The organism is Baaleninema simplex PCC 7105, assembly GCF_000332355.1.
GTDB classification, from domain to species: domain Bacteria; phylum Cyanobacteriota; class Cyanobacteriia; order Cyanobacteriales; family Geitlerinemataceae; genus Baaleninema; species Baaleninema simplex.
This window is the reverse complement of the sequence record NZ_KB235958.1, coordinates 3,459,922-3,480,511: the sequence shown is the minus strand read 5'-3', so window position 1 is coordinate 3,480,511 and position 20,590 is coordinate 3,459,922. Positions and strand designations below refer to the sequence as shown.

Sequence of the window (20,590 nt, the reverse complement as noted above, 5' to 3'; positions counted from 1 at the left end):
AGTTTCCTACTTCGTTAATCTCGCTGTGTGTGTCGATAGTTGAGGGGAGTAATTAGTGAGGGCGACGGTTTTACTGAACGATCGCCAGAATGTCTTTTTCAGACAGCAAAACGAACTCGTCGCTACCGAGTTTGATGTCCGTGCCAGCGTATTTGGAGTAGAGGACTTTATCGCCGACGTTGACGTCCATTGCTTGACGAGATCCGTCGTCGTTGCGTTTGCCAGGACCGACCTGCACGACTTCACCGACTTGGGGTTTTTCTTTAGCGGTGTCCGGCAGAAGGATGCCGCCGGCGGTTTTCTCCTCCGAGGCACTCACCTTTACAAAAACGCGATCGGCTAGCGGTTTGACGGTGGAAACACTCAGAGATACGGCTGCCATAGGGAATTCTCCAAATTTTACAGATACGTTACACTTTTCGAGAAATCGATCGAGCTGGGTTTGTCGGCGATCGAACTGAAGTGCTGCGGGGATTGCGGCTCGCGGTTCGATCGCACAAACTTTAAGCTGCGGCGGCGACGATTCCCCTCTCCGAAACTTCGGAAACGCGGGTGTCGTGCCGGAAGTCGAGGAGTTCGCATCGGGTGGATTAGCACTCTCGACTTCTGAGTGCTAATTTAGCGGAGCGAATTTGTCCGAGGCAACTCGTTGGGTAGTACGGGTTTCCGAACTAAAATGAGAAAAACTGCCTTTGAAAGCGATCGAACTGCAAATGTCCGACCCGACGGTTGAAAATCAAACGATACCCGCCGACCCTTCTGCCAACCCCGACGAGAACGAAGGCTGTACGGCATCTCTGGCCGCCTGTATTGACAGTCTCGGCTTGCGGGCGATCGAACGCCACGTTTTGCTGTGCGCCGACCAAACGAAACCCAAATGCTGCTCGAAAGCAGAAGGGATCGAAGCCTGGGATTACCTCAAACGACGCCTGAAAGAACTGAAGCTCGATCGCGCCACCGACGATCGACCGACCTGTATTTTCCGGACGAAGGCGAACTGTTTGCGTGTTTGTACTCAAGGACCGGTTCTCGTGGTCTATCCCGATGGGGTTTGGTATCGCGGCGCGACGCCACCAGTTATCGAACGGATTATTCAAGAACATCTGATCGGCGATCGCATCGTCGAAGAATACGCCTTTTTAGAACGTCCGTTACCTGGGGCGATCGCAGCGATGTCCGCCGACGCCTCCCCTCTTGTTAAAAATACGGACGATCCGAGTCAAACCACCACGCGTTAACGGGCGACACGGCCACCAAGCTGGGTTATCATGGAAATCGGTCGAGCGGAGTCGAAGTGAAGAACGGCAGGGGTTTTAGCCCGAACAGTTCTCAATCCGGTCTTCGCCGAGCTATGCCGTCAAAAATACTGATATCTCTATAATTTTCCCGAACAGCGATCGCTCACTATGAAGACCAGCAGCAACAAACGATTACTTCTGATTGATGACGACCCAAATTTAATTTTATTGGTCAAGGATTTTCTCGAATTTCGGGGATATGAAGTCATCGCCGCTGAAAACGGACGCGAAGCCCTCGAACTTCTTGAAGAAAAGCTTCCCGATTTAATTATCTGCGACGTGATGATGCCGGAAATGGACGGCTACACGTTCGTCGAACACGTGCGCGAAGACCCCCGCACGAACTGGATTCCCGTGATTTTCTTGTCGGCGAAAGGACAAAGTCAAGATCGCGTCAAGGGATTGAACACGGGGGCCGACGTTTACATGGTCAAACCCTTCGAGCCAGACGAGTTAGTCGCCCAAGTCGAAGCCGCTCTCAACCAAGCTTCGCGACTGCTGGCTCGCAAACTGGCCGGAAGCGATAACGCACCGCCGTTAAAAGTCCGGGCTGGCGTAGAACTGACTCCGACAGAGTTGAAAGTGGTGCAGTGGGTGGCCCGAGGAATGGCCAACCGCGAAATCGCGTTAGAAATGAACGTCAGCCAGCGCACTATCGAAAGTCACGTTTCCAATATGCTCGGCAAAACAGGACTACACAACCGTACCGAATTGGCTCGCTGGGCGATCGAAACCAATATGGTGTAAAACCGAGCCACTCCCCGACCCAAGCCCGAGAGCGCAGCAGATACGAGATCGATGCGAATCTCGCGGCAGTTGTATTTCAGTTGATGCCGAGCCTCCCGTCGTATTATATTTATCAAAATGTTAAGCTATGCGATCGAGCGGGTCGCGAGCTTCAAATGCGGGCGACCGAAAGCGTTCGTCTTCGTTTGCAACGATCGACGAGGACAGCAACTCTTGTATGTAGCATCGGATCGTGACGATTTATCGGTCAGCACGATTTTAAGTTACACATCCTACCGTAAATTTTACGTCTAAACTACGCATAAACCAGGTATACATTTTCATGATTTATGACACCGATCGCCTCTCTATCTTTGTTGACGGGAACAATATGTTCTACGCCCAACAAAAAAATGGATGGTTTTTCGACCCGCGCCGGGTTCTCGACTATTTCAAACACGAACACGCCAGCACCACCCTCGTCAACGCGTTTTGGTATACCGGACTTAAAGATCCTCAAGACCAACGGGGCTTTCGCGATGCCCTCATCAGCCTCGGCTATACCGTCCGTACTAAAATTCTTAAAGAATATTACGACGACAACTCCGGTCGCTACTCCCAAAAAGCCAATCTAGACATTGAAATTGTTATAGATATGTTTAACACCGTCGAGCAGTACAATCGCGTGGTGTTATTTAGTGGAGATGGGGATTTCGAGCGGGCGATCGAACTGCTGCGATCGAAAAACACCCATATTACCGTCGTTTCGACTGAAGGCATGATCGCTCGGGAACTGCGAAACGCCACCGATCGCTACATCGACCTCAACGACATTCGCGAGAAAATCGAGAAAACCGATTACTAAACTCGATTCCCTAACAAGAGGAGAACAGAACCGATCGACCGAGAGGCGATCGCCGCGTTCCGTTTTCTCCGACCTCGAACGTTAGCCTTCCAAAGTTTGACCGCTGATTTCCCGTACAGGAGGCACACCCATGAGAGACCCACTCGATCGCATTATCATTTTCGATACCACCTTGCGCGACGGCGAACAATCCCCCGGCGCGACCCTCAATAAAGACGAAAAACTCACCATCGCCCGACAACTGGCGCGTCTCGGTGTCGATGTCATCGAAGCTGGATTTCCCTTCGCCAGTCCCGGCGACTTCGAGGCGGTACAAACCATCGCCGAACAAGTCGGAACTCCCGACGGCCCCACCATTTGCGGCTTAGCCCGCGCTACCGGTGCCGACATCAAAGCCGCCGGAGAAGCCCTAGAACCCGCCGCCCACAAGCGCATTCACACCTTTATCGCCACGTCGGACATTCATCTGGAATACAAACTCCGCAAAAGTAGAGACGAGGTATTGGCGATCGCCCCGGAAATGGTCGCTTATGCTAAAACTTTTACTGACGACGTGGAGTTTTCCCCCGAAGACGCCGGACGCAGCGATCCCGAATTCCTGTATCGCGTCCTCGAAGCGGTTATCGACGCCGGGGCGACCACCGTTAACATCCCCGATACTGTCGGCTACACCACCCCCACTGAATTCGGGGCGTTGATTGGCGGGATCGAAGAAAACGTTCGCAATATCGACAAGGCAATTATCTCCGTTCACGGTCACAACGACCTGGGATTAGCTGTAGCCAACTTCCTCGAAGCGGTGAAAAACGGCGCTCGCCAGCTCGAATGTACCATCAACGGTATCGGCGAACGGGCGGGGAACGCTGCCTTAGAAGAGTTGGTGATGGCGTTGCACGTGCGGCGACAGTACTTCAACCCCTTCTTGGGGCGTCCGGCGGAGTCGGAAGAACCGCTTACGAACATCAACACCCGCGAAATTTATAAAACCTCTCGGTTAGTGTCGAACCTCACGGGGATGTTCGTTCAACCGAATAAAGCGATCGTCGGAGCGAATGCTTTCGCACACGAGTCGGGAATTCATCAAGACGGCGTTCTCAAAAATAAACTCACCTACGAGATTATGGACGCCCAGTCCATCGGGGTGAACGAAAACCAAATCGTTTTGGGCAAACATTCCGGTCGCAACGCCTTCAAAACTCGCTTGAAAGAGTTGGGTTTCGAGCTGTCGGAAAACGAGTTGAACAAAGCTTTTCTCAACTTTAAAAAGTTTGCCGATCGCAAGAAAGAAATTACCGATTGGGATTTAGAGTCCATCGTCAACGACCAAATCCAACAACCGCCGGAACTTTATAAGTTGGAGTTGGCACAGGTGTCCTGCGGCGATCGCCTCCGTCCGACGGCGACGGTGACGCTTCGCACCCCCGACGGTGAAGAACGTACTGAAGTTGCCTTGGGAACGGGGCCGGTCGATGCGGTGTACAAAGCCATCCATCAAATTATCGACTTACCCAGCGAACTCATTGAGTATACGGTGCAGTCCGTGACGGCGGGAATCGACGCTCTCGGCGAAGTGACGGTACGGTTGCGCCACGAAGGTCGCGTATTCTCCGGCCATGCGGCCAACACGGACGTGATCGTCGCTTCGGCGCACGCTTACGTCAACGCACTGAATCGCCTTTATGGTGCGATGCAAAGTCCGTCGTTTTCAGCACAAGCGGAACCGTCGGTAACGAGTCGGGTCTAGGATCGACCATCGCTTCACCAACCCGGTATCTTCGAGATGCCGGGTTTATATCATATAAATCGATTTTTGTCAAGACTGCATTCGATCGCGTGGTGCGGTGAGATCCCCGGAATTTTGTAAATTCTGGGGATCTGGTGCATCTCGCAAATATCAGAATTGGGTAGGGTTTTTGGCGATCGCTCTTTTGAGTTGACATCCTCTCCCAGCAACCCGTTCCGGGTATGCAGGGAGATTCCTTGGGTCGCCCCAAAGATTTCCTGCTTCACAGCCAGCCAACTAGAATCAGTGACCCGATCCCCCGTCGCCTCGACTCCACAGGCATTTTCGATTTGCCGTTGCCCACGGCTACAGATGACTTGTCCACTCGCCACATCACGGGGCTTTGTTGACCCGCAGTTGTGGCAGTGATGGATTCGAGTTGAGAGGTCTTTACGAACCTCTGCCCCACAATCGGGACATTCCTGAGAAGTGCCACGAGCATCCACCTTGCCGTAATACACATCACGCTTCCAGCACACCCAGGGAAGAATCTGGTTGGTAAACTGACCCAATCCGGCATCTAGGGTATGCTTGCCTAGCATTCCTTTCGCCATAATGCGGAAGTCGAGATCTTCGACAAAAATCATCCCTGCACCGTCGCAGAGGTGATGAGCCAGCTTGAAATGCCAGTCTTTTCGCGTATCGGCAATACGTTGATGGACTCTGGCAATTTTCTTCTGGAGTTTCAGCCAGTTAGCTGACCCCTTCTGCTTTTTCTTCAATCGACGTTGCAGCAACTCGCGCGTTCCCTAGCGCCGTGCGACGGCGCGGGGTCGCTCGTCAATTTCAGCTTGCGGTGCAAATTGTTGAAAAAGCGAGGTCGCTTAACCTGTTCTCCATCAGAAGTTGAAAGAAAGTACTCCAGACCCACATCAATCCCTACCGGATGTCCGTGAGGGGCTACAGCAGGAATATCGACGTCAGCCTGAAGGCTAAGCATGACAAAGTACCCGGATGCCTTACGCACAATTCGAGCTTGCTTAACCTGAAATAAATCAGGAATTTTCCGCGACCACCGAACCCGAACCCAGCCCAGTTGCGACAGCTTTATACCCTCATCAGACACGCAGTTTTTGAGCATCTGAGGGAAGACCAACGACCGCATTCGATTCGGCTTTTTGAACCGTGGAAGACCCGAACGTTTTAACCGCCATGACTCCCAAGAAGCCTCAAGTTTTCTAAGGACTTGCTGAAGAACCTGAGCGTTGACCGTCTTGAGCTGAGGAAATTCAGTCTTGGCAGCGGTCAAACGCTTAGCCTGAATGTGGTAGTTCGGGAAGGGTGCATCTGCTGGCAAGATAAATTCCTGCCGAATCGAGCACGCATTCACGGGCGACTTGCGGGATTTTAGCCAGTCTTTACGTTCCCGCAGAGCAAAATTCCAGACATTGCGGCACACATCAAGAATGTGTTCGATCTCTGAAACCTGCTTCGCAGTTGGCTCTAGCTTAAATTCCCACGTCATGTTTAGCATATCTAAACTGTAGCAAATCTTTTGTAGGTTACTCCCCTCGGTCGCGCTTCGCTACACCACCAGCCAAGCTTTCAGCTATGGCTGGAGTACTGCGAAGAATCTGGATAGGCGTCGTTCGTCCCGGTTGAAAACCGTTGTCCTCTGTATGGTGTGGTAGACGAAAAAGCCACAGAAGACAAGCAGATGAACGCGATTCAAAATTCGTTATTTCTCGATGCGACACCTCAACCAATGCCTGAAACTCCAAACACGCCAAATCTAGCCATTAAAGAAAAACTGCAATCGACGATCGCCGTTCGAGGAGAGTTTCAGCTTCCCTGTATGCCGACGATGCTCGAACAATATGTCAAACTGGTTCGGGGTTTATTAAAGGTTTTAGGACAAAAACCAACTCAAACGGAAATGCAAGCCTTAGAACGGCAACTGTCAAAGAAACTCGCCGAAGGGTTCGATCGCTCGCCCCATGCGTATTTGACCCTGACCTACCAACTGGCGCGTCCGGCGTTGGGGTTAACCGGAGGCATTGCCTTTAGCATCGTCGTCAATACAGACCCCACGGAAGCGCAACCGTCGTTTTCCGAAGCAAAATCTTCGCGATTCGGTCGCTATCCCGACGCAATGGCAATGGCGATCGCCGCAGAATTAGGAGACGCGTTACAGGTTCCGGTGTTGGATATCGGCGCGGGAATCGGTCGTAACAGCTTACCGCTGGCCAAACGCGGTCATCCCGTCGAAGCGATCGCCTCGAACCCGCTAGTCGGAAAACAACTGACGGAGTTAGCGCACTCACGGGGATTGGCGGTGAAGGTGTTGGCGAACGACGTTCTCGATCGCGCCGCGTTATCGATGACGTATCGGTTGGCGATCGCCTCGGAAGTGTTACCCCATTTACGGGGGAGCGATCGCGTCGAGCAGTTTTTCCGTCAAACCTCCTCCGTGTTACAACCGGGTGGGGTGTTGTTGGTGGCGGCGTTCCTTGCCAAAGGAGACTACCAGCCCGACGCTAAAGTGCGCGAGTTGTCTGAGGCGTTAGGCTGTTACCTGTTGACGCGACAGGAGTTGAAGGAGGCGATCGCTTCGTTACCGCTTCAGTTAATTGGCAACGAATCGGTGGTGAGTTACGAATCCCAACATCTCCCCAGCGAAGCCTGGCCGCCGTCGGATAACTTCCTCAACTGGGCAACCGGACGGGAGTTGTTCCCTACGTTGACAAATCCGCCGGTTGAGTTGCGCTGGCTGCAATTTCGACGAGTTTAGTTGAGAATTGACTCAAAAATGCTGTACGTGAAAACCCTGGTATCTTTGCGATATCGGGGTTTTAAAGGCTTTAACAAATTCGCGCAGGCGATCGCACCTCACGTTGACTCGCCACAAGATTGTCTCAACTATTTTCCGCCGATCGCGAATATTTGAGTTGCCGTCACGTTCAACTCGGGAAACAGTTTTGATGCGATCGCCTCGTCGTCGGTGTATATTGTTTCTTCGTAAAACCCTTCGTCCAAGTGCAGCACCCTCACCTTGCGATCGCGTCCGTCTACGATCCAATATTCGGGAATTTCGATCGCGCCGTACTCGGAACGTTTGTAGCGGTAGTCGTCCACAGACGAACTGGGACTGACGATCTCGACGGCCAGGAACGGTGCAGTTTGAAACACGGCCGAGCGATCCAAGAGTTCCATTGCGGCGTCTATAGACACCACCATCAAGTCTGGCAGGCGCGATTTCGCCAGTCCCGTCCGAACTCCCGCACCCTGTAAGCACGTCCAGGGTTGCTGTAGGCGTTGAATTTCAGCGTCGAACGCTCGTTCTAAAAACTTCGCTATAAAAAAATGCCGCATCGTAGGCGGATTCATCAAACGCAACTCCCCGTTGACTAATTCGTAGCGTCGATCCGAATCGTCGAGTTGGCAATATTCTTCAAAACTCAATTGTCGGGTGTCTACTACGACTGTCATGGCGAGTTCTCCTCGGACGTCTGCATTAATTCTACCGTGGGTAGTAATGAGGAGTAAGTGCGATTTGGATTCTTAAATCCTTCCGTGGCAAGGATTTTGGCTGAACAGCATCATTAGAGTGCAGCACTACCGTGTTAGCGATCGCCCTCTGCTGCAACCACCCCAGCAATACGCTTGAGAACTTGTAAAACATCGTACAGTTGGTTTTCCGGCTTCGCGTAAATCGAAAAATCCGTTGAAAGACTGTATTCCGGTGTCGGTTGTCGAACTGCTTTGAGAAAAACGAAGTGGTCGCCGTTTGTCACCAGTCCGAACACCGAGCGATCGCCGTCTGGATTTCCAGCCATATACGCTAAAGCTTGCGGAATCGCCGTCGAAACTGAAAACCGCGTTTGTTTGGACTCCACGATTGCCAACCAAAACCGATTTTGCAACACGAGAATATCGATCCGACCCCGATACACTTCGTCGCGTTCCGTGACGGAGATGTCCACCGCCGCCTCCGCTTGCAGGCGAAACGGCGGATCGCAAAATCCCGCGAGATACAGCAACGGCGAAACCAGTAGCAGGTTAACCGTCGCTTCGGTTAAATTTCCTGCTGCGCTGTTGTAGAGATAGCTGGTTCGGATGCGATCGAGGGTTTGGCGATCGCTTTGGGTCAATTCCGGTAAATTTTCGTGCCACTCTGGGAAAAAGCCGAGGTTGTCGTTCTCGTGCAAGCTAAAGCGAGTTTCGACATCTCGAACAGAGGTGATGGTGTTGGCGATCGCCAGACTTCGAGTCACGGGGGTTGGAGAGAGTGGAGGGTCTGATTTTAAGATAGCTTGAAGGTAATAACAAAAAACACCCCGTTGTGGGGTGCTTTTTAGCAAGTTCGCTGGAACGCTCCAGTCTCAAACATTACGCAGAGCGATCGCAGTTAGAGAATGTCCACGCTAGCAGTTGGGAACAGACCCAATCCATTACCAGTCAGCTCGGCCGTAATAAATTCGTTGGAACCACCATCAAAGAAGGCTGGAACTTGAATGGTTTTCGTCAGTTCCCCAATACCGAAGCTTAACTGACCGCTGACCGGAACGAAATCAGACGTGCTACCGACCGGAGCAGCACCGTCAGGATCGGCTGTTGCAGCAGAACCCGTCGTGGACGCAATCACGCTATAGTCTACGGTCTCAGCCGTCGAGACGTTAGAGCGGAAGACTGTCAGCTCGAGGAATTCGCCGTTCGGACCGTTACCCGTTCCTCCACCAATCGCAGCTACACCGCCGCTTCCCAGGCTGTACGTACTCGTACCGAACGAGAATCCTGCCCCCGTTGCAGCACCAGCTTGGTTGTTGATGAGCAAGTTGGCAGAATCGAGAACCTGACCCGAGCCGTTTTGCAGCGTCAAGCTGGCATTCTCAATATCGGGTTCGGCAACGGCCGTGCCGTCGTTGTTGATGACAACGTCCACCGTGGCGAACTGTTGGCCGTCAGCAAACGTCACTGTTTGTCCGGTAACGCGAGTGAAGTCGTCTGGACTCGTGGCGGTGGCGTCGAAGGCATTGAAGTTGATGGTGTCTTCACCCACCGTGATACTGCGCTTGATGGTAATCGGCGTGGTGAAGGTTCCCAGTGCGGTTCCGCCGTCAGATTCGGCAACCCCGTAAACGTTGGTCGAAGCGCCAGCCACGGAATCGAGAACGAATTCGTACTCAGCACCAACGACTGCTACACCACTACCGGCCGAATCGCCGATGGTGAGAACCGCCGCCGATTGGCTGCCCAGAACTGCCCCGTTCGTGGGGTTAAATAGCGTCAGCGATACGGTTTTTCCATCGTCAGCAACGTTGGTCGTACCGGGATCGGCCGGAAGTAGGACTTCAAAGGTTTTTTGCGTTTCGCCAGCGGCGAAGGTCAACAACCCGTCGGTCGTCTCGAAGAAGTCGATTCCCCCCGCCAGAGCTGGGTTGGTGACGCCAGGCGTGACTTTGTACCCCACGGAAACGGGATCTTGAGAACCGTCGGTGCGGGTAACGGTAATCAGCGTCTTGCCAGGGTTTGCGGCATCGGTACCTTCGACCCCCGTATAGGCAGCTTGGCTGAATTGGAACGCGCCTTGTGGTCCGGGGTCAGTGGTGACTCCCGTGAAGTCCGTCACGTCGAGGTCGGAGACGCCTTCGACTTTGGCGAGGAACTGGCTCGTCTGGCTGTCTTGAATCGTCGAGTTGCCGTCTGCGTCCACTTGAATGTTGAGGTCTGTAAATTGCAGACCGTCCAACATAAACTTGTCTTCGCCTTTGACAAAGTCTTTAATGAGGTCGGCATCGTCAACGGTTGCGCCGCCCGTCGTCAGGGTTGCGTCTCGTCGCGACATCACGAAGATATCGTTCCCCGCACCCCCTTCGAGGGTGTCGGCACCGAGGTCGCCGAGGAGCAAGTCGTCGCCAGCGTCTCCAAAGATGCTGTCGTTGTCTTGTCCGCCGAAAATGCTGTCGTTACCGTCGCCGCCGTACAAGGCATCTTCGCCTTTGTTTCCGGTCATGAGATCGTCCCCAGCACCGCCGTAGCCGGTATCGTTGCCGAGGTCGGCGAAGACGAGGTCGTTGCCGTCGTCTCCGTAGAGTAAGTCGTCGTCTCGTCCGCCGTACAGCGAGTCGAGTCCAGCGTCGCCGCGCATGGTGTCGTTTCCTGCGTTCCCGAAGAGTTGGTCGTCTCCGAGACCGCCGACGACGCTGTCGTTCCCCGCGTCAGCTGCAACGGCGTCGTCACCGTCGCGAGAGTCGATAATGTCGTCGCCCGATAAGTCGGGTAAGAGTTCTCCTTGAATGTTGCCGCCCGGAATAATTAGATCCGGAACTAGGGTTCCTGTAATGTTCGCCATGATTCCTCCACAGGTTTAGGCATGGTTTCTGGTAGAAACACCCGTGGAAATTTTTCCTATATTTTTGAACTCCTGGGTTCGATCGCATTTGGAAATGCAATAGTTCTCAAGAAATATAGGAAAAGTAAAAGGCTCGTTGAAACTTAGAAAGAGGGCGTTTGGTTCGATCGGCAGCTTCAATATTTTTGACTTCTAAAACCTCGTGAATGTTCCCAACAATCTCGACACGATACGGACACACTTTCCTGTCATTGCTTTTCGAGGCTCGGGTCGGGGTTCCGGAAAGTTTGAAATATTTTTTGAGATAGACGATTTCAAGGTGCTGTTGGTTGAGAACGTAACGGAGAAGAGGTGAAGTCAAGGGTATTTTGAATCGATCTAATTGCGTAATTTTACTTAATTTATAAATTATTACGAGTTTCGATTGTTGTAATAAAATAAAATATTTAAAAGATGGTTTTTTGACAAATAATATGCTAATCTAACGCCAATCCTAAGAATCGTAGGGTGAGCAATGCCCACCCTACAAGGATTGTGAGAATTCAGTGGTTTTCTATAAAGTTTAAATTGTCGTTACATGGCACTCGGATGGAGAAGGCTATGTTGAATTTGGAAGGCTTTTCCAAGACTTGCCATCGCTTCTTGATGTTGGTTTAAAATCGATAAAAGCTGTCCTCGACTGTACCACGCTTCATACTGCTCGGGTTTGAGTTTAATCGCACGTTCGTATGCCGTCAGTGCTTCTTCGTAACGCCGTAGTTTTTCTAAAACACTACCGCTTCCGTACCAAGCTTCGTAATAATTCGGCTGAATTTCGATCGCAGTGTCGTAAGATTCTAACGCACTGTCGTAATGCTGTAACTTCTCGAGTAAAACGCCTCGATTGTACCAAGCTTCAGCATTTGAAGGTTGGAGCTGCGTAACTCGTTCGTAAGATGTAACGGCAGCTTTATACCACTGTAATTTCACGAGTATCGCACCGCGATTATACCATACTTCATAGCGATTTGAATTGATTTTTGTAGCCTGTTCGTAAGCGTGAAGTGCGTCTTCGTAGCGTTCGACTTTACTAAGGACGTTGCCGAGATTGTACCAAGATTCAAATTTCGACGGGTCGAGTTCTGCAGCTCTTTGATATGCGGCGATCGCTTCGTCGTATCGCTGAATTTTGCTGAGAATCGCACCGAAATTATGCCAAATTTCTTGGCTTTTCGGTTGGAGCTGTAACGCTTTTTGATAACTCTTCAGGGCGTCATCGTAACGTTGGATTTTCCCCAACGCATTAGCGCGGTTGTACCAAGCTTCGTATTTTTTCGGTGCCAGTTGCAACGCGCGATCGTAACTGGCGATCGCCTCGGGATGTCGCTGTAACCGCCCTAACGCATTCCCCCGTCCGAACCAGGAATCAGCGCGATCGCTCTGGCGTTCGATAGCATTGTCGAAACTCGTAACGGCGTCAGCATACTGGCGCAGGCGATAGAGTAAGTTGCCGCGACGATACCACGCATCGGCGTTGCTGGAATTCAACGCGATCGCCCGTTCGACAGCCACGATCGCATCGGAATGTCGCTGAACTTTTCCCAACGCCTCGGCGTACCCCAGCCAAGCCTCGACTGTATCGGGTTTGACCTCCAACAACCGCTCGTATAGCGCGATCGCCGTTTCGGGATTCTGACGTTTGGTTTTTTCGGCTTGGCGCAACGCGCGATCGATGCTGTTCGGTGAGATCTCGGCCGAGGTCTTTTGTTGTGTCGAGGTCTTTTGTTGTGGCGAGTTTTTCTGAAGTGCCTCCAACCGCTGCGTTACCGCTCGTACCTTTTGACGCAGTTCCGGCTTAATCGATTCTAAAATCGCCTGCGGTGTAATCTTAGCAATTTCGGCGATCGTGCGGTCTTTGATCTGATGCGTTTCCAACACCGCCGCCTGCAACTGATGCAAGCATTCCTCGCGAACCCGCTCCACCTGGTAAATTTCGTCGATTTGTACCTCTAAATCTCGCCGTAGCGATTCCACCTGACCCCGAGCGTCTTCACTGGCGTCTTCCACCTGTCGTTCTAACGCGTCGAGCAATCGTTCGGCTCGTTGGCTCGAGGTGGCGAGTTTTCCTTCCAAATCCCCCAACTGTTTGAGTTTGTGGCGTACTTCCGTCACCAGACGCTGCACCACGCGACGGCGCAATACCCCAAAAACAGCGATCGCGCCGATGGGAGACAGGGCCAAACTCATCAACAGCGCCTGATAGACCGTAATGTAGCGATCGAACGGACGAGCCGAAACCGTCGCCAAAGACGACCCCGACAACGAGCCAGACAGCGTTTCGGGCGCACTGACCGACGGAGAAGCGGCAACCATCGCAACCTCTGCATCGGGTTGGGAGGCGATCGGTTGTGGCGTCGCGACATCCGGCATCATCAACGCGTCGAGCGAGGCTTCCGGCGATGCTAGTGCAGCGAGAGCGAGAAATGCGGTGGGCGTACCCATAGGCGTAACCAGTCTTTCAGGGTGCTATTCCCTTTTTACAGATACCGTCTAGCTCGTCCGGAAATATGGAGAGGGGGAGAGGGGGAGAGGGGGAGAGGGGGAGAGGGGGAGAAGGGGACACCTTTAGAGAATTTACACCTCGGCGGTGCGTCAGATGAGGGTGATTTCCCGTTGGCTTCTTCAGTTTTCAAGTCTGACGCACCCTACCGACTGGTGACTGGTGACTGGTGACTGGTGACTGGTGACTGGTGACTGGTGACTGGCGACTGTAAAAAGCCTCCTCATTCCCTCATCTCATACTGGCGCACGATCGCGCTCAAACGAGATGCGATTAAATCGGGTTGTTCCACCATCGAGAGATGGCCGCAGTTTTCGACTTCGATGGTGTTGTCGCCGCAACAGTCGAATAAATGATGGAAACTTGCTAGATGGCGCACGTATTTCGGTTCCATAATTCTGTCTTTCGCTCCGGCGATGAAATACACGGGCTGTTGCAGTTGCGAGACAATTTGCGGCAAACGGTGAACTTCGTCTTCTGTCGTCGAGTCCAATAACGCTCCTCGTGCGGCTTCGGGATGGGCGCATACGAAATCGAGGACTCGCTGTCGTCCCCAGGTGCGATCGAGGGGTTGGGCGACCGCAGCTCGCGCAAACAGCCAGTCGATGAAGGGAAACTGCGCCAACCAAACGGGACGCCAGCGCACGATTTGTACGCCAGCGGTGCGAAATCGCTCGAACTCTTCTTTTAAGTAAATGCCGCCGCCGGAGTTGAGACAGACGACTCCCCGCACTCGCTGGGGGAATTGGTACGCCATCCACAGGGCAACGGTTCCACCGAGGGAATGTCCCACCAGCCAAACGTTAGATAAATTTAGGCGATCGAGCAAGATTTCTAAGTCTTTGGCGTAGGCGGCGGGGGTATAGCGATCGCGGACTTGTAGCAGGCGATCGCCGTTGGGTTGAGATTCTCCAAACCCGCGCAGGTCGTAACACAAACACTGATAGGTTTTTGATAACCGCTGGACGAGCGGTTGCCAGTACTGACGGCTGAGCAGCCAACCATGAACGAAAACTAATACTGAACTGTTGGGAACGGGATCGCTCAAGTCGTAGGTGTGGTCGATCCCGAGGATGTCGATGCGTGCCATATTTCTATTTTGACATCTTTTTCAGTTCAGTTAACGCCACCGTCTTTGAAGCACTTCACGAGGTCGATTTCGAGCTTTACTTCAAGTTTTATTTCGAGCTTTACAGAGATATCAAATGATAGAGATATCAAATGATAGAGATATCAAACGTTACCAAACACGGGCTTTCGTTCAACCTTTGCATTTTGCTCGTTTATTACTATTGTAGCTTAGCTTGGAGTTCCCTCTCGTAGGTGCATGGCGGATGTTTGCGAGCCAACGCCCCATCATCAGAGAAGGGGTTTTTCTCTGAAGTGTTCTTCTTTGTTCTTTAATCCCGTTCTCGCAACGGGAAAAAATGACCGACCGGCCCCTGGCCGCCACCGATCGCTAAGGCGTGATGCAAGGCGTGGGTTAGATAAGTTTTGGCGTCGCGCACGGCGGTCAACGGCGGTTTTCCGAGGGCGAGATTGGCGGCGATCGCGGCGGAGAGGGTGCAGCCAGTACCGTGGGTGTGAGGCGTATCGACGGTTTCGGTTTTTACGATTTCTAGCTGTTCGCCGTCAAACCACACGTCTACTCCCCGCAATTCCCCGGCCATTCCCCCACCTTTGACGAGAACTGCCGCACAGTCGAGTCGGTGAATGCGTTCGGCGGCGGTTTTCATGTCGTCGAGGTTGTTAACCTCCTGTTGGGCGAGAATCTGAGCTTCGTAGCGGTTGGGGGTGAGGATCGAGGCTTGGGGAACCACGAGATCGATCAGGGTCGCGATCGCGCGATCGTCGATCAGTTGCGCCCCGGTTCGCGACACCATCACCGGATCGACTACGAGGCGATTTATGCCCGATCGAGCGATCGCCTCGGCAACTGCCGACATAATGTCAGCGTTTAATAACATTCCCGTCTTTGCCGCATCGACGCCAATATCCTTGACAATCGCGTCAATTTGCGCTAATACGCTTTCGGCGGGTAATGCATCGACTCGGTTCACGCCCAGAGTATTCTGAGCGGTCACGCAGGTCAGAGCGCTCGTCCCGTGAACGCAGTGAAACGCAAAGGTTCGTAAATCAGCTTGAATTCCCGCACCGCCTCCACTATCCGATCCGGCGATCGTGAGGGCAACGGGAACGCGATCGCATTCCATGTTTTACAGTGAACAGTCAGCAGCGAGCAGCGAACAGTGAGGACAGTTGACAGGCAACAGTTTCTCCCCCTCTCCCCTTTTACAGTGAACAGTCAGCAGCGAGCAGCGAACAGTAAGGACAGTTGACAGGCAACAGTTTCTCCCCCTCTCCCCTTTTACAGTGAACAGTCAGCAGCGAGCAGCGAACAGTGAGGACAGTTGACAGGCAACAGTTTCTCCCCCTCTCCCCCTCTCCCCTTCTCCCCCTCTCCCCCTCTCCCCTTCTCTCCCTCCACGAACCGATCCTACTTCACCGAGAAAGCCAACCTACAAGCGGCCTATTCCCGATTCCGACGGCGCTGTAAGAATTCGGGAATATCCAAGCCGCCGGGAATGCCAAAACGGGGTTGTGGGGTCTGAGGTTCCGGGGCGGGAGCAGGGGTTTGCGGTTGCACGAACTCCCGTCGCTGCGGAGCTTGTACGGTGCGCGTCGGGACGGTTTCGTGGGCGTCCGGCGCAAATCCGGTGGCGATCACCGTCATTTTCACCTCTCCCTGCATGCGATCGTCGAGAACCGCTCCAAAAATAATGTTGGCGTTGGGATCGACCACCTCGTAAATCGTCTCGGCGGCGGCGGTGACTTCGTGTAAGGTCATGTCCGTTCCGCCAGTGATATTGAACACCACCCCTTTCGCGCCTTCGATCGAGGCTTCCAGCAACGGCGAGGAAATGGCGGCCGAGGCAGCTTCTCGAGCGCGGGACTTGCCCGATCCCTGACCGATTCCCATCATGGCCGAACCGGCATCGGCCATCACGGCGCGAATGTCGGCAAAGTCCACGTTCACCAAGCCGGGGATCGTAATAATATCGGAGATCCCTTGAACCCCTTGGCGGAGGATTTCATCGGCGTAGCGGAACGCTTCTTGAACTGGGGTCTGTTCGGGAATGACCGCTAGGAGTTTGTCGTTGGGAATGACGATGAGGGTATCGACGCGGCTTTGTAGGGCTTCGATTCCCTGTTTGGCCTGTTCGGAGCGTCGGCGTCCCTCAAACATAAACGGTCGCGTGACGATGCCCACCGTTAACGCCCCGGCTTCTTTGGCCATTTCCGCGACGATGGGCGCAGCCCCGGTTCCCGTTCCGCCACCCATTCCGGCAGTGATAAAGACTAAATCCGAGCCTTCTAAGGCGGCCATTAGCTCGTCGCGACATTCTTCGGCTGCTTTTTGACCGATGGCTGGATTGCCGCCTGCTCCCAGACCGCGCGTGAGCTTCTGTCCGATTTGCAGGCGTCTGGGGGCAGCCGAACTAACGAGAGATTGAGCGTCGGTATTGACTGCCCAAAATTCAATATTGGACATTTCTGCGGCGATCATGCGGTTGACGGCGTTACCACCACCGCCACCGACGCCGATGACTTTAATCTTCGCCACACTGCTCGGTAGAATGTTTCCGAAGGTCGATTCTTCGTCGGGGGTGCGACGTTTGTCCGTTCGATCTCCGTACAACCCCGCGTTGCCAAAAGGATTTGTATTGTCTGCGGCGACGGGAAAGTTTGCCGAACCTTCTGATGGGGGATTGGAGTGTGACAGCGCGAGTTGACTGTTAGGGGTCATTGGAATCGAGCGAAATCGGTGAACAAGAAGGGTCGAGAGTTGGCAACTGAACGTCAGCGATCGAATAAAACGTTCCGGATGTTGATGAGATGGCGATCGAATTCTAGAATAACGAACGCGATCGCGACACATCACCAATCCGGTTCGCCCTGACGAGAAACGGCAAAACAACCGTTTTTCAGTGCGATCTTCCGTATCTCAGATAGTCCGTTTGAAGTTTAACATTCCGAACGGCTCGTTTCGCCCGATCGAGAGTTTGACGGCAGTTTGCAAGGAACTTGCTTAGACCGAACAGCGAACAGTCGCTCTATACAAAACGGACGGGGAAACTACCGTCTCGACCGGAAGATACCTCATCATAGCAACAAGTGGCAAGTCGGCTCAAACGCCGCTTCGGTTAGTCGCCTGAGTTCTCTTCTGAGGGTAATTCGAGGGCTTCGGGAGGGAGGTTCGATCGCATCAGTTGTAATCGGGGCGCGTCGGGATCGCGCAGGTCGATGTAGGCGATTTGGCTGAGATCGACGGTTTCGGGTAAGTTTCGCAAGCGATCGAGCGCCTCGAGCCGTTCGGAAAAGCGATCGTCGAAGGGCCCCAGGTGAACGGTTCCCAGTTCGCGCGTGGTCAGAATCAGGTTGGTGGGGTCGCGCCAGTCGAGTTCGCTAATATCGACGGGGGTTGTCTCGAGGGCGCGGTAGGCGATCGCCCAGTCGTTACGGTAGCGATCGCTCGATCCCAATACCCGCAACGAAGGTAAGGTCAGACGGTTGAGAATCTCGTAATTTTCGATGGGCATCCAAAAGCCGCTGGCGTCGAGCAATCCCACGCGATCGCCCGGCCGCGCGGTTCCCGTGTGGGGTTCGACGAGATACGCCACAGCCACGGGACGCCGTTCGCGCACTCGTACCACCAAACGCGGCGGTAGCAGTTCTCGCCGCACGATCGCTTCGGCGATCGGGGTACTGGCTTCGAGAACGTCGGCGATCTCTTGGGGATCGAGATGAAGTAAGGGTTCGGGATAGGCGATCGGTAGTGCGGCTCGCACGACGTCGTCGGACAACCACTGATTGCCTTCGATCCGCACGCGATCGGGGGTGCGAATCGTCCAATCGGGTCGCGTCACCCCCCAAAATACGCCACCCGCTAAGGCCGACACGACCAAAAACCGAAAACTTCCTCGAAGTCGTTTCCACCCACGCTGGCGGCGCAGGTGTTGGCGGCGATCGCTTAAATCGCGAGCCGAAATTGAAGAGAACGACGGATCGGCAGTCATATTTCAGCAAGCCAAAATTGGGAGCAAAACAGTCGTGACTGGTTGAAGTCACTAGGGGTAAAACCCCTTTGTCGGTAACGATTGCACCCTTTCACGCCTTCATCTTCTCACCATTTGTCTCGATCGATCGCGCGATCGTTTCTGCAATTTTTTTTAAGGTTTTTAACCCCTCGATCGCACCCCGGATTAGATAAAAGGCAGCTCGAGGTTGACGGACGAAGGTGAAGGTTAACGGTAGGGATTTCAAGTGTCCGGTCGGATCGATGGCGTCGGATAAATCGGGGAGGTTGCGATCGCTCCCGTCGCTAATTACTCGCACCATCGCCGCCTCGGAAAATGCCTCGAACACCGCCAGTCCCTCCATCTCTACGATTTGTGCCTGGGTGTTTCGGTACAATTGTCGTTTTTCCTCGACGCGAACCACTGGGGTTTCGACGCTACAGGCGCGAACCTCGGATAAGTTCAGAGACAGCGATTCGACCCAGTTCGACTTTGTTGTCACTTGAGTTCCATCGGGAGTGACACACTCATGACAAAGTGTCCCCCTTCCTGGCGCGAACTGGGGTGACAAACTGCCAGCCAGTCCCATTATCAACACCCGCGAGACCTGGGGATGCTGCGTTTTCCACGTTTTTAAAAACTGTCGCACGGGGTCGATTCCCACTGGAATCGCCACGATTAAGGGCAAAGCTAGAGCGTGGGTGCGATCGAACGCCCTGCGTACTGTTTGATATTCCACACCTTGGGGAACGAAAATGGCGTCGAGTTTCATGGGAGAAGGGGAGAGAGGGAGAGAGGGAGAGAGGGAGAGAGGGAGAGGGGGAGAAGGGGAGAATTTACACTTTGGCGGTGCGCTTCTTTCAGGGAAGAGTTAAGAGTCTAGAGTGAAGCGTTAAAGAGGAATTCCCACTCTACATTCTGCCCTCTGCCCTCTTCACTGATAAACACGCACCTTTGTAGGTTGGCGGTGTACATTGGCGGTGCGTGACGATTTATGGGTCTAAGGATTTACACTCCATGTTTCAAGTCACGCACCCTACTGATTCTGTTCACGCTCCCAAGGTGCGTGACGCGGGAAATTCTATGTGGTTTTCAAAACAAGACATTTTATGTCCGCGTCACACACCCTACCAAGATCCGTCGCAGTGCTCCGCCCATAGCCGAGGGCTTGGGGGGTGGTGAAGCGACGGGAGGGAGTAGTTCACTTAAGCCTAGGAAACAAATATTTATTTTCTAAGCTAAGATAGTTTCATGCTAAACATGACGTGGGAATTCAAGCTAGAGCCAACGGCGGAGCAGGTTTCAGACATCGAACACATTTTGGATGTGTGCCGCAATGTCTGGAATTTTGCTCTGCGGGAACGTAAGGATTGGCTAAATTCCCGAAAGTCGCCCGTGAATGCGTGTTCGATTCGGCAGGAATTTATCTGGCCTGCGGATGCACCATTTCCCAGTTATGCGCGGCAGTGCAAGTCGCTAACTGCGGCCAAAGCTGAATACCCCCGATTAAAGACTGTTAATGCCCAAGTGCTTCAACAAGTCATCCGAAAACTGGAAGCCTCCTGGGAGTCGTGGCGGTTAAAGCGTTCGGGTCTTCCACGGTTCAAAAAACCCAACCGGATGCGAAGCTTTGTCTTCCCCCAGATGCTCAACGCTTCGGCTCCGCTCAGCGTTGAGTCCGAGCGGAGTCGAGGACTCAAAAACTGTGTGTCTGACAAAGGGATTAAGTTGCCTCAGTTGGGATGGGTTCGGGTTCGGTGGTCGCGGAAAATTCCTGATTTATTCCAGGTTAAGCAAGCCCAGATTGTCCGCAAGGCATCCGGGTACTTTGTCGTGCTTAGCCTTCAGGCTGACGTCGATATTCCTGCTGTAGCCCCTCACGGACATCCGGTAGGGATTGACGTTGGACTGGAGTGGAGTACTTTCTTTCAACGTCTGATGGAGAACAGGTCGAGCGACCTCGCTTTTTCAACAATTTGCACCGCAAGCTGAAATTGCTGCAACGTCGA

18 protein-coding genes and 1 pseudogene are annotated in these 20,590 nt (G+C 53.2%); 6 read left to right on the top strand and 13 right to left on the bottom strand.

The annotated features are described in order from the left end of the window. Positions 1 to 70 precede the first annotated feature (70 nt). Positions 71 to 382, bottom strand: a complete 312-nt coding sequence (gene groES / locus GEI7105_RS0117760; RefSeq protein WP_026097753.1) for a co-chaperone GroES — start codon at positions 380 to 382, stop codon at positions 71 to 73. A 310-nt stretch (positions 383 to 692) separates the two neighbouring features. On the opposite strand from groES, the gene GEI7105_RS0117755 reads away from it, so the two are divergent. From GEI7105_RS0117755 to GEI7105_RS0117730, 4 genes are all read left to right on the top strand, one after another. Next, entirely contained in the window at positions 693 to 1,238 is a 546-nt protein-coding gene (locus GEI7105_RS0117755) for a (2Fe-2S) ferredoxin domain-containing protein (protein ID WP_017661779.1), read from the top strand. A gap of 168 nt (positions 1,239 to 1,406) precedes the next feature. Beyond that, positions 1,407 to 2,045 carry a response regulator transcription factor gene (locus GEI7105_RS0117750; protein ID WP_017661778.1) on the top strand — a complete coding sequence of 213 codons (639 nt, stop codon included), beginning with the start codon at positions 1,407 to 1,409 and terminating at the stop codon, positions 2,043 to 2,045. A 322-nt stretch (positions 2,046 to 2,367) separates the two neighbouring features. Continuing rightward, complete coding sequence (gene labA / locus GEI7105_RS0117740) at positions 2,368 to 2,889, top strand: low amplitude/bright protein LabA (protein WP_026097752.1); 522 nt, start codon at positions 2,368 to 2,370, stop codon at positions 2,887 to 2,889. A gap of 130 nt (positions 2,890 to 3,019) precedes the next feature. Beyond that, positions 3,020 to 4,633, top strand: a complete 1,614-nt coding sequence (locus GEI7105_RS0117730; protein ID WP_017661774.1) for a 2-isopropylmalate synthase — start codon at positions 3,020 to 3,022, stop codon at positions 4,631 to 4,633. A gap of 50 nt (positions 4,634 to 4,683) precedes the next feature. On the opposite strand, the gene GEI7105_RS41285 is transcribed toward GEI7105_RS0117730, so the two are convergent. Further along, on the bottom strand, positions 4,684 to 5,409 hold the full coding sequence (locus tag GEI7105_RS41285; protein WP_445958297.1) for an RNA-guided endonuclease InsQ/TnpB family protein: 726 nt from the start codon (positions 5,407 to 5,409) through the stop codon (positions 4,684 to 4,686). Continuing rightward, positions 5,391 to 6,137 carry an RNA-guided endonuclease InsQ/TnpB family protein gene (locus GEI7105_RS41280; RefSeq protein ID WP_445958296.1) on the bottom strand — a complete coding sequence of 249 codons (747 nt, stop codon included), beginning with the start codon at positions 6,135 to 6,137 and terminating at the stop codon, positions 5,391 to 5,393. The genes GEI7105_RS41285 and GEI7105_RS41280 overlap by 19 nt, the downstream gene beginning before the upstream one ends. Before the next feature lie 159 nt (positions 6,138 to 6,296). Between GEI7105_RS41280 and GEI7105_RS0117720 the strand changes: the two genes are divergently transcribed. Next, the gene (locus GEI7105_RS0117720) at positions 6,297 to 7,403 is read left to right on the top strand and encodes a class I SAM-dependent methyltransferase (protein WP_017661771.1); all 1,107 of its coding nucleotides are present in this window, start codon (positions 6,297 to 6,299) and stop codon (positions 7,401 to 7,403) included. A gap of 128 nt (positions 7,404 to 7,531) precedes the next feature. Here the strand turns inward: GEI7105_RS0117720 and GEI7105_RS0117715 are convergent, their stop codons facing one another. The 10 genes from GEI7105_RS0117715 to GEI7105_RS0117665 all read right to left on the bottom strand — a co-directional run bounded on the left by GEI7105_RS0117715 (position 7,532) and on the right by GEI7105_RS0117665 (position 19,353). After that, positions 7,532 to 8,101, bottom strand: coding sequence for a Uma2 family endonuclease (locus GEI7105_RS0117715; protein WP_017661770.1), 570 nt, complete (start codon positions 8,099 to 8,101; stop codon positions 7,532 to 7,534). Positions 8,102 to 8,235: 134 nt separating this feature from the next. Then, a complete protein-coding gene (locus GEI7105_RS0117710; RefSeq protein ID WP_017661769.1) occupies positions 8,236 to 8,886 on the bottom strand; it encodes a type I restriction endonuclease in 651 nt (216 codons plus the stop codon). 134 nt (positions 8,887 to 9,020) lie between these two features. Further along, complete coding sequence (locus tag GEI7105_RS0117705) at positions 9,021 to 10,964, bottom strand: Calx-beta domain-containing protein (RefSeq protein WP_017661768.1); 1,944 nt, start codon at positions 10,962 to 10,964, stop codon at positions 9,021 to 9,023. Between the two features lie 106 nt (positions 10,965 to 11,070). Then, a complete protein-coding gene (locus tag GEI7105_RS0117700; RefSeq protein WP_017661767.1) occupies positions 11,071 to 11,325 on the bottom strand; it encodes a hypothetical protein in 255 nt (84 codons plus the stop codon). Positions 11,326 to 11,537: 212 nt separating this feature from the next. Beyond that, positions 11,538 to 13,445 carry a tetratricopeptide repeat protein gene (locus GEI7105_RS33655; RefSeq protein WP_017661766.1) on the bottom strand — a complete coding sequence of 636 codons (1,908 nt, stop codon included), beginning with the start codon at positions 13,443 to 13,445 and terminating at the stop codon, positions 11,538 to 11,540. Positions 13,446 to 13,726: 281 nt separating this feature from the next. Continuing rightward, a complete protein-coding gene (locus tag GEI7105_RS0117690; RefSeq protein WP_017661765.1) occupies positions 13,727 to 14,593 on the bottom strand; it encodes an alpha/beta fold hydrolase in 867 nt (288 codons plus the stop codon). Positions 14,594 to 14,903: 310 nt separating this feature from the next. After that, entirely contained in the window at positions 14,904 to 15,716 is an 813-nt protein-coding gene (thiD, locus tag GEI7105_RS0117680) for a bifunctional hydroxymethylpyrimidine kinase/phosphomethylpyrimidine kinase (RefSeq protein WP_017661763.1), read from the bottom strand. Positions 15,717 to 16,033: 317 nt separating this feature from the next. Continuing rightward, positions 16,034 to 17,311, bottom strand: coding sequence for a cell division protein FtsZ (gene ftsZ / locus GEI7105_RS0117675; protein WP_026097750.1), 1,278 nt, complete (start codon positions 17,309 to 17,311; stop codon positions 16,034 to 16,036). 397 nt (positions 17,312 to 17,708) lie between these two features. Then, on the bottom strand, positions 17,709 to 18,581 hold the full coding sequence (locus tag GEI7105_RS31110; protein WP_017661761.1) for a cell division protein FtsQ/DivIB: 873 nt from the start codon (positions 18,579 to 18,581) through the stop codon (positions 17,709 to 17,711). Between the two features lie 91 nt (positions 18,582 to 18,672). Next, entirely contained in the window at positions 18,673 to 19,353 is a 681-nt protein-coding gene (locus GEI7105_RS0117665) for a nucleoside phosphorylase-I family protein (protein WP_017661760.1), read from the bottom strand. A gap of 479 nt (positions 19,354 to 19,832) precedes the next feature. Here GEI7105_RS0117665 and GEI7105_RS31105 point away from each other — a divergent pair. Further along, a pseudogene (locus tag GEI7105_RS31105) lies at positions 19,833 to 20,590 on the top strand (RNA-guided endonuclease InsQ/TnpB family protein); the annotation flags it as partial.